Genomic DNA, 13196 nt, shown 5'->3' on the forward strand with positions numbered 1-13196 from the left:
GCGGCCATGACCGACCACCGCGTGCACGTCGTCACCGACTCCACGGCCTCCCTGCCCGCAGGATCCGACGAGCGGCTGCGTGCCGTCCCCCTGCACGTGATCGTCGACGACGAGTCGTACCTGGAGGGCGTCGGCCTCACCGCCGAGGACGTCGCGGCGCACCTCCAGGCCGGCCACCGGGTGACCACCTCGCAGCCGACGCCGCGCGCGTTCGGCGAGGCGTACGCCGCGGCGGCCGCGGCCGGCGCGCGCGAGATCGTCTCCGTGCACCTCTCGGGGCAGCTGTCGGGGACGGTGCACGCGGCGGCGCTCGCGGCCGCCGACGCCCCGGTCCCCGTGCGGGTCGTGGACTCGCGGACCGTCGCGATGGGGCTCGGCTTCGCCGCGCGCGAGGCGGCGGCGGCCGCGGCAGCCGGGGCGGGGTCGGACGTCGTCGCGCGGCGGGCGATCGAGGTCGCCGACGCGAGCCGTGCCGTCTTCCTCGTCGACTCGCTCGACCACCTGCGCCGCGGTGGCCGTCTCAGCGCGGCATCGGCCGCGCTCGGGACGGTGCTCGGTGTCCGCCCGCTGCTGGCGGTGCGTGACGGCAGGATCGACGTCGTGCAGAAGGTCCGGACCCGGTCGGCCGCCGTCGAGCGGCTCACGACGGTCGCCGTGGAGTCGGCGGACCGACGCGTGCGGCCCGCGCTCGCGGTCCACCACGTCGGGGACGACGACGGCGCCGACCGGCTCGCGGTGACGCTCACCGAGCGCACCGGCCTGGACGTCGTCGTGACGCCGGTGAGCGCGGTGCTCGGGGCGCACGTCGGCCCGGGCGTGCTCGCCGTCGTGGTCGCGGACCTCGCCGACCGCGGCTCCGGGGCAGGGGACCTCTCGACGACGACCTGAGGTGCCGACCGCGCGGCCCCTAAGCGCGTGGCCGTGCACAAGCCGGGCGCCTCGTCGTCCCCTCCACAGCCCGGCTCGAGGCGCCGGCAGGGCGTGGCACCCCCGCCCTAGCGTCCACGGCGTGAGCACACCTCGGCACGAGCCCCGCCAGCACGCCCGCCCCGGCCGCGACCCCGGGAGGGACGGCGCCGTCGTCCGGCAACGCCTGCGGGCGGTCGCCGGGTCCGGGCGGCCTGCCCTCGCGTGGCACCCGGCGACCGTCGCGCTGCCCCGGGTCGACCCGCCGGAGACGAGCCCGGTGCGAGGCGAGCGGTGGTCGTGGGAGCCGCCGGAGGCGGTGGGCGTCCCTGCGTCGGACGCCGTCCCGTCCTGGCACCGGCGTCCTGGAGCGCCGGGCGACTCCGGGTCGTCCGGCGCCGACGGGTGGCTGCCGTCGCGGCCGGAGCCGGAGGAGCGTGCGCCGTCCGTGCCGTCTCTGCCGTCCCCGCCGTCCGAGGTGCCGGAGGCTGACGAGGCCGTCGGTCCCCCCGCCCCCGGGGGTACGGCACGGTCCGACGACGAGGCGCCCGACGCCACCGTGGACGGAGAGGCGGACGTCGAGGCGGACGGAGAAGTGGCTCGCCTGCGACGGCGCGCGGCGCAGACCGCCGCGAGCGCGTACACGGCCGCGCACGGGCACCCGACGGCGCACTCCGGGTTCGGCGACCTCGCCGAGGAGGGCGGGCGGCGGTGGGCGCTGCGGCCGCGGACCGCGGTCACCGCGCTCGTCGTGGTGCTGCTCGTCGCGGTCGGCGTCGCCGTGCTACGGGCGCCGGCCGGGGGCGTCGAGCCTGTGGCGCGCGTGGACGCCCCCGCCGCGGCCGCTGCGGCCGGTGACGGCGCCCCGGCCGGTTCGGACGCGTCGCCCGCCGCGGCGGGTGGTGCCGCCGTCGACGGCGCGGGGGAGTCCGCTCCCGATCCGGACGCAGCAGCGGCGGGGACGTCGGGCGGGGTCGTCGTGCACGTCGTCGGGCAGGTGGCAGCGCCGGGCCTCGTCACCGTCGCGACGGACGCCCGAGTCGCCGACGCGCTCGACGCGGCCGGGGGAGCGACCCCCGACGCCGACCTCGCCGCTCTCAACCTCGCGCGCGCCGTGACCGACGGCGAGCAGATCCACGTCCCCCGCCCCGGCGAGGCGGTCGCCGCACCGCCACCCGCCTCCCCGGGGGCGGCCGCCACCGGTGGCGGGGGTGCGGGTGGCGCGATCGTCGACCTCAACGCCGCCGACGCCGCCGCCCTCGACACGCTGCCAGGCATCGGTCCTGTGCTCGCCGAGCGCATCGTCGCGTGGCGCGACGAGAACGGGCCGTTCACCGCCGTCGACGAGCTGGGGGAGGTCAGCGGTATCGGCCCCGCCGTGCTCGAGGACGTGCGCGACCTCGTGCGCGTGTGACCGACCTCCGGCTCGTCCCCGCGGCGCTCTCGGCGTGGGCCACCGCGTTCGTCGCCGTCGGTGCGTCGGCAGCGGACGCGCTGCACGGGGCGCGTGCCACGGCCGTCGTGCTGTGCTGCGTGCTCGTCGCCAGCCTCGTCGCGCTGCATCGCGGCGCGACCTTCCCCGGGGTGTCCGACGCGGGTCTCGGCGGGGGCGTCGTCACCGTGCCCTCTGGCCCGGCGACCGGTGCGGGCCCCCGCCGGTCGGACGGCCCGCGGCTCGGTGTACCCGCCCAGCCGCAGGACGGTCGGCCGGTCGGGCCGAGGACCGGGTCATCGGTCGGCGTGCGCGTGCTCGGGCAGGTGGCGCTCGTCCTCGCGTGCGTGGCCGCCGTCCTCCTCTCGGGCGGGGCCCAGCTCGCCGCGCGGGCTCCGCTCGCCTCGCTGGCCGACGAGCGCGCGACGGCGACCCTCGCCGGGACGGTGCGCTCCGCCGTCGAGCCGCGGACCGACCCGTGGTCGGGGTCGGCCGACCGGCACGAGGTGCGGGTGGCGGTCGACCAGGTCACCGCACGCGGCGCGACCGTCCCGGCGGCGGGGCCCGTCGTCGTGTCCGGGACAGGGGACGGGTGGACCGACCTTGCGTACGGGGCGGCCGTCGTGGTCACCGGCCGGCTCGACGTGCAGGGGGACCGGACGTTCCTGCGCACGGACGGCGCGCCACGCGTCGTTGACGACCCCGGGCGGTTCCTGCAGGGTGTGCACGCCATGCGGCAGAGCCTGCTCGACGCGACGGACGGGCTCAGCCCGCAGGCGCGCGGGCTCGTGCCGGGGGTGGCCGTGGGGGACACCTCGCGGCTGGACCCGGAGCTCGACGAGGCGATGCGCACCACGTCGCTCACGCACGTCACGGCCGTGTCCGGCGGCCACTTCGTCATCGTCGTCGCGTGCGTCGCGGCACTGTGCGTCCTGCTGCGGGCGACGCGAGCCGTCCGCGTCGTCGTCACGGGTGCGGCGATGGTCGGGTTCGTCGCGCTGGTCCACCCGGAACCGAGCGTGCTGAGAGCGGCGGCGATGGGGGTGGTCGGCGTCCTCGGCATCGCGCTCGGGCGCCCGTCGCGCGCGGTGGCGGCGCTCGGGGCCGCCGTGGTCGTGCTCCTGGTCGTCGACCCGTGGCTGGCGCGGTCGTAAGGCTTCGTCCTCTCCGTCGCCGCGACCGCCGGGCTGGCCCTGCTCACGGCACCGATCGCCCGCCGGCTGGCACCGTGGTGCGGACGGACCGCCGCGCACGTCCTCGCCGTCCCGGTGGCAGCGCAGGCGGCGTGCGCCCCGATCGTCGTCCTGCTCGACCCGAGCGTGAGCACGTGGTCCGTCCCGGCGAACCTCCTGGCCGCACCGGCGCTGGGTCCGGCGACGGTGCTCGGCGTCCTCGCGACGCTCGTCGCGCCGTGGTGGCCTGGTGCCGCGACCGCGCTCGCCTGGACGGCGGGGCTCTTCACGGGCTGGATCGCGGGCGTCGCCCAGGTCTTCGCTGCCACGCCCGGCGCACGGGCGCCCTGGCCGGGAGGTCTCGGAGGAGCCGCGCTGCTCGCCGCGCTGACTGCCGTCGGGCTCGCCGTGGTCCTCCGCTCGCGCGCCCTGCAGGACGCGGGGGAGCGCCGCACGCTGCGTCGCGCGACGTCGCCGTCCCTGCGGGCGCGCCTCGCCGGGGAGTGGCGTCGCGTCACCCGGTCCTCACGCCCCGACGCCGGGCCGTTCGGACGGGCCGACGGCGCGCACCCCGCCCTCGCTCCGCGGGCGAGAGCCCGGTCTCGTGCGCGCGTCGCGGCCGTGGTCGTCGCGCTCGTCGCGGTGCCCGTCCTGCTCGTCGTGGTGCTCCGGCCGGTCGGTGTGACCGCGGGACCGGTCCCCGCGGACTGGGCGGTCGTGGCGTGCGACGTCGGGCAGGGCGACGCGCTCGTCGTGCGCTCGGGCCCGCGCGCCGCGGTGGTCGTGGACGTCGGGCCCGCGGGCGCCGCAGCGGGGTCGTGCCTGGACGACCTCGGGGTCGAGCGGGTCGACCTGCTCGTCCTCAGCCACTTCCACGCGGACCACGTCGGCGGCCTGGAGGCGGTGCTCCGCGGCCGGGAGGTCGAGCGCGCGCTCGTGAGCCCCACGGCGGAGCCCGCGGGGCAGGCCGAGCGCGTGCTCGGGGACCTCGCGGACGCGGGCGTCCCGGCACAGGTCGCGCGGCCCGGGGAGACGGGCGCGACGGGCACGGCGGACTCAGTCGGCGCTGCGGGTGCCGGCGGATCCGGCGAGCGCGTCGACGACGGCGCCTCGTGGGAGGTGCTGCAGGCCGGACCGGGCGACGCGAACGACGCGAGCGTGGCGCTCCTCGTCCGGGTGGCGGGACTGGACGTCGTCGCGCTGGGCGACCTGGAGGACGCGGGGCAGGCGGCGCTCGCGCGGACCCTGGGCGAGCGGGGCACGGGCCCGGTCGACGTCGTCAAGGTCGCGCACCACGGCTCGGCCACCCAGTCCGACCGGCTCGCGCAGGTCCTGGCACCGACCGTCGCGCTCGTCAGCTCGGGCGAGAACACCTACGGCCACCCCACCGACCGGGCGCTCGACCTCTACCGCGGGGTCGGGGCTACCGTGCTGCGGACCGACGCGTGCGGCACCGTGGCGCTCGTCGTGCGCGACGACGTCCTCTCCGCCGCGGGATGCGGATGACCGCGCCCGAGCGCGCCCCCGCACGGGCACCCGAGCGGCCGAGCATCCGGTGCCCCGGTGCCCCGGTGCCCCGGTGCCCCGGTGCCCCGGTGCCCGGTGGCAGGGCGCCCCTGACGCCAGGGCGTCATCGGTGCGGCGTCGCCGGAACTCCTGCGAGAGTCGCGGACCGCAGCCTCGGGGTGCGTCGACCGGCACTGCCGGTGGGCGGCTCGTGGCAGGCTTGGGCCATGCCCGCGCCGACCCGCACCGCCCGTCCGTCCGCCGGCCCGTCCCTCGCGTGGGACGACGTCCGGCTCGCGCCCGTGGTGCTCGTCCAGGGGCCCGAGTCGCTCCTCGCGGAGCGTGCCGTCGACGCGATCGTCGACCTGGCGCGAGAGCGCGACCCCGAGGTCGAGAAGGTGACGATCGAGGCCGCGACGTACCAGGCCGGGATGCTCACGGTGGCGGCGAGCCCGTCGCTGTTCGGCGAGGCGAAGGTGGTCGTCGTCGAGGGCGCCGAGTCGGCGACGGACGCGCTCGTCGCGGACGTCGTGGACTACGTGCCGGTCGCCGACCCGGCGACGACGGTCGTCGTCGTGCACGGGGGCGGCGTGCGCGGCAAGCGCATGCTCGACGCGATCAAGGGGAGCGGCGCGCCCGTCGTCGCGGTGGAGGCGATCAAGAAGGACTCCGACAAGGTGGCGTTCGTCAACGCCGAGTTCCGCAGGGCCCGTCGACGCATCGACGCGTCGGGCGTGCGGGCTCTCGTCGAGGCACTCGGCAACGACCTGCGGGAGCTGGCGGCAGCCTGCAGCCAGCTCGTCACGGACACCGACGGCACCGTGAGCGAGGCCGTGGTGGACCGGTACTACGGCGGCCGGGTCGAGGCGACCGGGTTCCGGGTCGCGGACGCCGCGGTCGCCGGGAACGCGGGGGAGGCCGTGGCGCTCCTGCGGCACGCGCTCGCGACGGGCGCGGACCCGGTGCCGCTCGTCGCGGCCCTGGCGATGAAGCTCCGCGCGCTCGCGAAGGTCGGCGCGATGCGTGGCCGTGGCGGGGTGGCGGCCAAGGACCTGGGCCTCGCGCCCTGGCAGGTCGACCGTGCGCGCCGCGAGCTCGCGGGCTGGACCCCGGAGGGGCTCGCGACCGCGATCAGCGCCGTCGCGCAGGCGGACGCCGAGGTCAAGGGCGCCGGTCGTGACCCGGTGTTCGCCGTCGAGCGGGCCGTGCTGACGATCGCGCGGGCCCACGGCCGCTGACCGAGCAGCGAGCCCGCCCGGCTCCGGGCTCGGGTCCCCGGCTCCGCACGGCGGCTCCGGCGGCGGGCTTCGACCGGGCACCCGGTCCCGCGCGGTGCCGACGGCCAGGACGAGGCGCCCGACACCGGACGCACGAGGGGCGCCGACCCGTGCGGGTCGGCGCCCCTCGTGGGAAACCTGTGCGAGCGTCGCGACGATCAGCGTGTCACGACACCGCGGGCGAACCGTGCGCTCAGAGAGCGTTGACGGACTTCGCGATGGCCGACTTGCGGTTCGCGGCCTGGTTCGCGTGGATGACGCCCTTCGAGACGGCCTTGTCGAGCTTGCGCGACGCCGCCTGGAGCGCGGTGGTCGCCGCCTCCTTGTCGCCCGCGGCGACGGCCTCGCGCACGCGGCGCACGTACGTCTTGAGCTCGGACTTGACTGCCTTGTTGCGCAGACGAGCCTTCTCGTTCGTGCGGATGCGCTTGATCTGGGACTTGATGTTGGCCACGTGTGGACTTTCTGGTTCTGTTCGCCGGAGCGAGCGGATAGGTCGTAGAGGGCGACTCCAGCTCCGGGACTGGGGTGGGGAACCCGTGGAGAGGTGCTGGAGCTGTGCCCGCCGACCTGGGCGGACACGCAGCCATCAAGACTACCAGCGGTCCGGCCGTGACCCTAATCGCTCGTGCGGACGCCGGAGCGGCGCCTCGCGCAGCCCCGAGGCTCGCGCGAGAGCCGGGACCACCGCCTCAGCGGTGCCGCGAGATCCCCTCGACCACGCGGTCGAAGACGTCGCGCCCGACGACGGCACCCTCGCGGCGCACCGCGGCCGGGTCGACGCGCACCACGCGGTCCAGCCGGACCTCGCTGTCGCGCCCCTTCGCGTCCCACGGGCCCGACCCGATGTCGAGCCAGTACCGGCCCCAGCGCGCCTCGTCCCGGGCGTCGCGCGAGTGGTCCTTGCTCGTGAGCATCACGCCGAGGAGCCACGCGCCGTCCGACCCGACGAGCAGCACCGGCCGGTCCTTGCCCTGCGAGTGGTCCTCCTCGAACGGGACCCAGGTCCAGACGATCTCGCCGGGGTCCGGGTCGCCGTCGGGCCGCGGCGCGTACCGCGCACGCACCGCGCCCTCGAAGTCGCCCGGGTACGCGCCCGTGGCAGCACCCCGACCGCCCCTCGTCCCGGCCGGGCTCGGTCGCCCGCCCGCCGCGGGGCGGGGTCGAGGACCGGGTGCAGCACCGGGACGCGGGCCGGGCCGCGGCGACGGCGTGCGGTCGGCGGGGCCGCGGCCCGACGGCGTCCGCTCGCGCCCCGGGGCCCGCGTGGCCGCAGTGCCCTGGCGCGCGCCGCCCTGCCCCGCGCCCTGCGAGCGCGTGAGCCCGGAGACGACGGCGCGCGCCGCGTCGGTGAGAAGTCCCAGCCATCGGTTGCGTGCCACGCGCGCACCCTACCGGGCGGACGCGCGTCGACGCGGGTGCCCGGACGCGCGGGTGCCCGGACCCTGGCGCGCCGACATGGAGCAGTGGTCACCCACCTCGCGGAACCAGGGCTCTTTCTCGCGGAACCAGGGCTCTACCTCCCGGACCAGGGCTCTACCTCGGCGCGCGCGGTAGATCACCCGCCGGTGCGGGTCCCCGGCCCGGACGGTGGACGTCATCCGGCCAGGACGGCGTCCACCTCGCGCAGGAAGTCGTCGAGGTCGCCGGGGTCGCGCGACGTGACGAGCGTGTACCCCTCGTCGTCGCGCACGACGGACCGGTCGACCCAGGCGCCGCCCGCGTTGAGCACGTCCGTCTCGAGCGAGGCGTAGCTCGTGAGCGTCTTGCCCTCGACGGCGGCCGCCTCGACGAGCGCCCACGGACCGTGGCAGATCGCCGCGACCGGCTTCCCGGCGGCGGTGAACGCGCGCACGAGGCTTACGGCGTCGTCCTGGAGGCGCAGCGCGTCGGCGTTGATCGTCCCGCCCGGCACGAGCAGCAGGTCGTACTCGGCAGGGTCGGCGTCGGAGTGCGTGAGGTTCGGGGTGACGGTGCGGCCGGGGTCCTTGTCGCCCACGAGGGTCTGCACGTCGTCCGCGGACGTGGCCGCGACGTCGACCTGCACCCCCTCGCCGCGCAGGTGCTCGAGCGGGACCACGAGCTCGTCCTGCTCGACGCCGTAGTTGGTCACGATCGCCAGCACGCGGCGCCCCTCGGGGCCGCCGGAGGTGCGGTGCTCGGTGTCCTGGGCCATGAGCGCTCCTCTCGTCGCCGGTCGGCCCGGTGCGGCCGGCCGGTCCTCCACGCTAGGTCGGCTCGCGGTGCCCCGCAGGGCGGGCGGGTGCCCGACGCCGGACGTGGGACAATGGTTGTTCCCGCCCGCCCGAGAGCGACCGTCGGCGCGCCGCCCCCGAGCGCGCGGCCCCGACCCGCACGCCACTCCCAGGAGCGCACCCGCGTTGTCCCCGATCCCCAGCGCCCAGCTGAGCACCCGCATCCAGCCCGCGGCCACGCCGCCCGAGCTGATCCGGAACTTCTGCATCATCGCGCACATCGACCACGGCAAGTCGACCCTGGCCGACCGCATGCTGCAGCTCACCGGTGTCGTCGAGCCGCGCGCCATGCGCGCGCAGTATCTCGACCGCATGGACATCGAGCGCGAGCGCGGCATCACGATCAAGTCGCAGGCGGTCCGCATGCCGTGGGCCGTCGTGGCGGACGGCGTGGAGACGCCGCACGCGCTCAACATGATCGACACCCCGGGGCACGTCGACTTCACGTACGAGGTCTCGCGGTCGCTCGCGGCGTGCGAGGGCGCGGTGCTGCTCGTCGACGCGGCGCAGGGCATCGAGGCGCAGACCCTCGCGAACCTGTACCTCGCGATGGAGAACGAGCTCGAGATCATCCCCGTGCTCAACAAGATCGACCTCCCGGCGGCCCAGCCCGAGAAGTACGCGGAGGAGCTCGCGAACCTCGTGGGCGGCGACCCGGACGACGTGCTCAAGGTCTCCGGCAAGACGGGCGCCGGCGTCGAGGCGCTGCTCGACCGCATCGTCGAGCGCGTGCCCGCGCCGGTCGGCGACGCCGACGCCCCGGCGCGCGCCATGATCTTCGACTCGGTCTACGACACCTACCGCGGCGTCGTGACGTACGTGCGCGTCGTCGACGGCAACCTCAACCCGCGCGAGCGCATCGTCATGATGTCGACCCGAGCGACGCACGAGCTGCTCGAGATCGGCGTCATCTCGCCGGAGCCGATCGTCACGAAGGGCCTCGGCGTCGGGGAGGTCGGCTACCTCATCACGGGCGTCAAGGACGTGCGCCAGTCGAAGGTCGGCGACACCGTGACGAACGCGGCGAAGCCCGCCGCCGACGCGCTCGGCGGCTACTCCGACCCGAAGCCCATGGTCTTCTCGGGCCTGTACCCGATCGACGGGACCGACTACCCGGTCCTGCGCGACGCGCTCGACAAGCTCAAGCTCAACGACGCCGCGCTCAACTACGAGCCGGAGACGTCGGTCGCGCTCGGCTTCGGCTTCCGCGTCGGGTTCCTCGGCCTGCTGCACCTGGAGATCGTGCGCGAGCGCCTCGAGCGCGAGTTCGACCTCGACCTCATCTCGACCGCGCCGAACGTCGTCTACGACGTGACGCTCGAGGACGGGACGCTCGTCAACGTGACGAACCCGTCGGAGTTCCCCGGCGGCAAGATCAAGCAGGTCAGCGAGCCGGTCGTGCGCGCGACGATCCTCGCGCCGAGCGAGTTCGTGGGCACCGTGATGGGGCTGTGCAACGACCGTCGCGGCCAGATGCTCGGCATGGACTACCTGTCCGAGGACCGGGTCGAGCTGCGCTTCACGCTCCCGCTCGCCGAGATCGTGTTCGACTTCTTCGACCAGCTCAAGTCCCGCACGCGCGGCTACGCCTCGCTCGACTACGAGCCGTCGGGCGACCAGGTCGCCGACCTCGTCAAGGTCGACATCCTGCTCCAGGGCGAGCAGGTGGACGCGTTCAGCGCGATCGTGCACAAGGACAAGGCGTACGACTACGGCGTCATGATGACGGCGAAGCTCAAGGAGATCATCCCGCGCCAGCAGTTCGAGGTGCCGATCCAGGCGGCCGTCGGCGCGCGCGTCATCGCCCGCGAGACGGTGCGCGCCATGCGCAAGGACGTCCTCGCGAAGTGCTACGGCGGTGACATCAGCCGCAAGCGCAAGCTGCTCGAGAAGCAGAAGGAGGGCAAGAAGCGCATGAAGAACATCGGGTCCGTCGAGGTCCCGAAGGACGCCTTCATCGCCGCGCTCTCCTCCGACGCCGCGGGCGGCAAGGACGCCAAGGACAAGTCGAAGAAGTGAGCCCGGCGCTGCCCGAGGGCGAGCCGGTCCCGCCCGACGGCTCGCTGCCCTCCTGGGTCGCGGGAGGCGCGGGCGGCACCGTGCCCGCGACCCGCGGGTTCGGGGTCTACCTGCACGTCCCGTTCTGCTCGGTGCGGTGCGGGTACTGCGACTTCAACACCTACACGACGTCCGAGCTCGGCGGGGGTGCGAGCCAGGCGTCGTACGCGAGCACGGCGCTGCGCGAGATCGACCTCGCCGCGCGCGTGCTGCACGACGCCGGGCTGCCCGAGCGGCCCGTCTCGACCGTCTTCGTCGGCGGGGGCACGCCCACGCTCCTGCCGGCCGGGGATCTTGTCCGCCTGCTCGGCGGCGTGCGCGACGCGTGGGGGCTCGCCCCGGACGCCGAGGTGACGACGGAGGCGAACCCGGACTCGGTGACGCCCGAGTCGCTCGCCGAGCTCGCGGCCGCCGGGTTCACGCGCGTGTCGTTCGGCATGCAGTCCGCCGTGCCGCACGTGCTCGCGACGCTCGAGCGCACGCACGACCCGCGCCGCATCCCGGACGTCGTGCGCTGGGCGCGCGACGCCGGCCTCCAGGTCTCGCTCGACCTCATCTACGGCACGCCGGGGGAGAGCCTCGGCGACTGGCGGGCGAGCCTCGAGGCCGCGCTCGCGACCGGCGTCGACCACGTGTCCGCGTACGCGCTCGTCGTGGAGGCGGGGACGAAGATGGCCGCCCAGGTGCGGCGCGGGGAGGTCGCGCTCCCGAGCGAGGACGACCAGGCCACGAAGTACGAGCTCGCCGACGAGCTGCTCACGGCGGCCGGCCTCACCTGGTACGAGGTGAGCAACTGGGCCCGTACCGACGCCGACCGCTGCCGCCACAACCTCGCGTACTGGCGCGGCGACGACTGGTGGGGGATCGGGCCCGGTGCGCACTCCTACGTCGCGGCGACCGGCGCCGCGCCTGCAGGGGCGTCGCCCGAGGACGCCCGCGTCGGCGTGCGGTGGTGGAACGTCAAGCACCCGCGCCGGTACGCGGCGCTGCTCGAGGCGGGCACGAGCCCCGCGGCGGGGCGCGAGCTCCTCACGCGCACGGAGGGCCGGCTCGAGCAGGCGATGCTCGGCGTGCGGCTGCGCGAGGGTCTCGACCTCGCGGTCCTCTCCCCGGCGGGACGCCACGCCGTCGCCGGGCTCGTCGCGAACGGGCTGCTCGACGGCCGCGCAGCGGTCGCCGGTCGTGCCGTGCTCACCCTGCGGGGGCGGCTGCTCGCGGACACGGTGGTCCGGACGATCACGGACGAGTGACGTCGGCCCGGGTCCACCGCGACCCGGGCGCGCCCCGCGGGGACGAGGCCCTCGGCGGCACCACCCTGCCCGCCGCCGTGCGACGGCCCCGTGCTCGCCGCGCGGTCCGGGCCGAGAACCGCCAAGGTGGACCCAGCACGTCGACGGAGCGTGCAGCCCGCAGCACGTGACGACGAGGAACGAGGTGCACGATGACCGACCCCACGAACCCGGGCGGCGAGCCGCCCCGCGACGACGAGCGCACCCCCGCCGACGGCGCGGGCGGCCCGCGACCGGACGCCACGCCACCGTCCGGTCCCGGACCCGGCCGGCCCGACGCCGCCCCGTCCGGGGGCGACGTCCCGCCCGCCTCGCCGTACGGCCCGGGCGGGGGAGCGCCGCACGACCCGGCCGCACCGCCGTCGGGCCCGCCCGCGTACGGCGCACCGGGTGCCTACGGCGCGCCGACCGGTGCGCCGGACGGCGCGGCCGGGGGACCGGGTACGCCCCCGCCGGGCGCGTACCCGCCCCCGTCCGGTGCGTACCCGCCGCCCGCCGGCGGATACCCGCCCCCCGCCGGGGGGTACCCGCCGCCGCCCGGGTCGTACCCGGGTGCCGCCGGAGGGTACGGGGGCCAGCCCGGCTACGGGGGCCCGGCGTTCGGCGTCGGCGACGCGATCTCCTACGGGTGGCGTCGCGTCACGTCGAACCTGGGGCCGTGGATCCTCGTCGCGCTGATCTTCCTCGCCGTCAACATCGCGTGGAGCTGGATCACGGGCGGGTTCGACCAGTTCCAGGACCAGTTCGACTACTCCGACACGAACTTCGCGGCCCTCGGCGGCCTCACCTTCACGAGCGTGCTGCTCGGGATCGTCGGCACCGCCATCGGCTACCTCATCACCGCGTTCTTCACGCGCGGCGCGCTCGACGAGGTGGACGGGCGTCGACCCGACGTCGCCGCGTTCTTCCGCATCGGGAACGTGCTCAACGTGCTGCTCGCGGCGCTCATCGTCGGCGTCCTGTCCGGCATCGGGCTCGTCCTGTGCGTCCTGCCCGGGCTCGCGATGCTGCTGTTCTCGGCGTTCGTGTACTACGTCGCGCTCGACCAGGGCGTCGACGCGATCACGGCGATCCGCACGAGCTTCTCGCTCGTCGCGAAGAACTTCGGGCAGGTGTTCCTGCTCCTGCTCGCCCTCGTCGGGATCAACATCCTCGGCGCGATCCCGTGCGGTCTCGGGCTCTTCGTGACGATCCCGCTGAGCTACGTCGCCGTCGGCTACGCCTACCGCCGTCTCACGGGCGGGGTGCCGGCCGCCTGAGACCCGGCCGACGCTGTCGCCGTGCCCCGGTACCGTCCGTCG

The 13196-nt window shown here is 75.9% G+C and carries 10 protein-coding genes and 1 pseudogene; 8 read left to right on the forward strand and 3 right to left on the reverse strand.

Annotation, left to right across the window (positions count from 1 at the left end; genetic code table 11):
* Positions 1–6 precede the first annotated feature (6 nt).
* From ACPCUX_RS03240 to holA, 5 genes and pseudogenes are all read left to right on the forward strand, one after another.
* Entirely contained in the window at positions 7–888 is an 882-nt protein-coding gene (locus tag ACPCUX_RS03240) for a DegV family protein (protein WP_043659974.1), read from the forward strand.
* Positions 889–1501: 613 nt separating this feature from the next.
* Complete coding sequence (locus tag ACPCUX_RS03245; protein WP_391515242.1) at positions 1502–2320, forward strand: ComEA family DNA-binding protein; 819 nt, start codon at positions 1502–1504, stop codon at positions 2318–2320.
* Between the two features lie 530 nt (positions 2321–2850).
* Positions 2851–3921 (forward strand): annotated as a pseudogene (locus ACPCUX_RS03250) (ComEC/Rec2 family competence protein); the annotation flags it as partial.
* A gap of 306 nt (positions 3922–4227) precedes the next feature.
* Positions 4228–5016 (forward strand): ComEC/Rec2 family competence protein, encoded by a 789-nt coding sequence (locus ACPCUX_RS03255; protein ID WP_423388198.1) that lies wholly within the window; start codon positions 4228–4230, stop codon positions 5014–5016.
* Positions 5017–5243: 227 nt separating this feature from the next.
* Entirely contained in the window at positions 5244–6254 is a 1011-nt protein-coding gene (holA, locus tag ACPCUX_RS03260) for a DNA polymerase III subunit delta (RefSeq protein WP_076405569.1), read from the forward strand.
* A gap of 232 nt (positions 6255–6486) precedes the next feature.
* Here the strand turns inward: holA and rpsT are convergent, their stop codons facing one another.
* From rpsT to ACPCUX_RS03275, 3 genes are all read right to left on the reverse strand, one after another.
* A complete protein-coding gene (gene rpsT / locus ACPCUX_RS03265; protein ID WP_021482133.1) occupies positions 6487–6747 on the reverse strand; it encodes a 30S ribosomal protein S20 in 261 nt (86 codons plus the stop codon).
* A gap of 238 nt (positions 6748–6985) precedes the next feature.
* Positions 6986–7675 carry a type II toxin-antitoxin system PemK/MazF family toxin gene (locus ACPCUX_RS03270; RefSeq protein ID WP_423388153.1) on the reverse strand — a complete coding sequence of 230 codons (690 nt, stop codon included), beginning with the start codon at positions 7673–7675 and terminating at the stop codon, positions 6986–6988.
* Positions 7676–7890: 215 nt separating this feature from the next.
* Positions 7891–8469 (reverse strand): type 1 glutamine amidotransferase domain-containing protein, encoded by a 579-nt coding sequence (locus tag ACPCUX_RS03275; protein WP_085387698.1) that lies wholly within the window; start codon positions 8467–8469, stop codon positions 7891–7893.
* A 205-nt stretch (positions 8470–8674) separates the two neighbouring features.
* Here ACPCUX_RS03275 and lepA point away from each other — a divergent pair, with 205 nt between their 5' ends.
* The 3 genes from lepA (at position 8675) to ACPCUX_RS03290 (ending at position 13154) form a co-directional block, all read left to right on the forward strand.
* A complete protein-coding gene (gene lepA, locus ACPCUX_RS03280; protein ID WP_021479819.1) occupies positions 8675–10567 on the forward strand; it encodes a translation elongation factor 4 in 1893 nt (630 codons plus the stop codon).
* Positions 10564–11856 carry a radical SAM family heme chaperone HemW gene (gene hemW, locus ACPCUX_RS03285; RefSeq protein ID WP_423388154.1) on the forward strand — a complete coding sequence of 431 codons (1293 nt, stop codon included), beginning with the start codon at positions 10564–10566 and terminating at the stop codon, positions 11854–11856. The genes lepA and hemW overlap by 4 nt, the downstream gene beginning before the upstream one ends.
* Positions 11857–12047: 191 nt before the next feature.
* A complete protein-coding gene (locus tag ACPCUX_RS03290) occupies positions 12048–13154 on the forward strand; it encodes a hypothetical protein (protein ID WP_423388155.1) in 1107 nt (368 codons plus the stop codon).
* Positions 13155–13196 lie beyond the last annotated feature (42 nt).

Origin of the sequence: Cellulosimicrobium sp. AB352 (genome assembly GCF_049538415.1) — a bacterium.
Lineage (GTDB): Bacteria > Actinomycetota > Actinomycetes > Actinomycetales > Cellulomonadaceae > Cellulosimicrobium > Cellulosimicrobium funkei.

Coding starts and splice junctions, on each gene's coding strand:
- holA (WP_076405569.1), top strand. CDS start 5,244: ATGCCCGCGCCGACCCGCACCGCCCGTCCGTCCGCCGGCCCGTCCCTC.
- ACPCUX_RS03275 (WP_085387698.1), bottom strand. CDS start 8,469: ATGGCCCAGGACACCGAGCACCGCACCTCCGGCGGCCCCGAGGGGCGC.
- ACPCUX_RS03290 (WP_423388155.1), top strand. CDS start 12,048: ATGACCGACCCCACGAACCCGGGCGGCGAGCCGCCCCGCGACGACGAG.
- ACPCUX_RS03240 (WP_043659974.1), top strand. CDS start 7: ATGACCGACCACCGCGTGCACGTCGTCACCGACTCCACGGCCTCCCTG.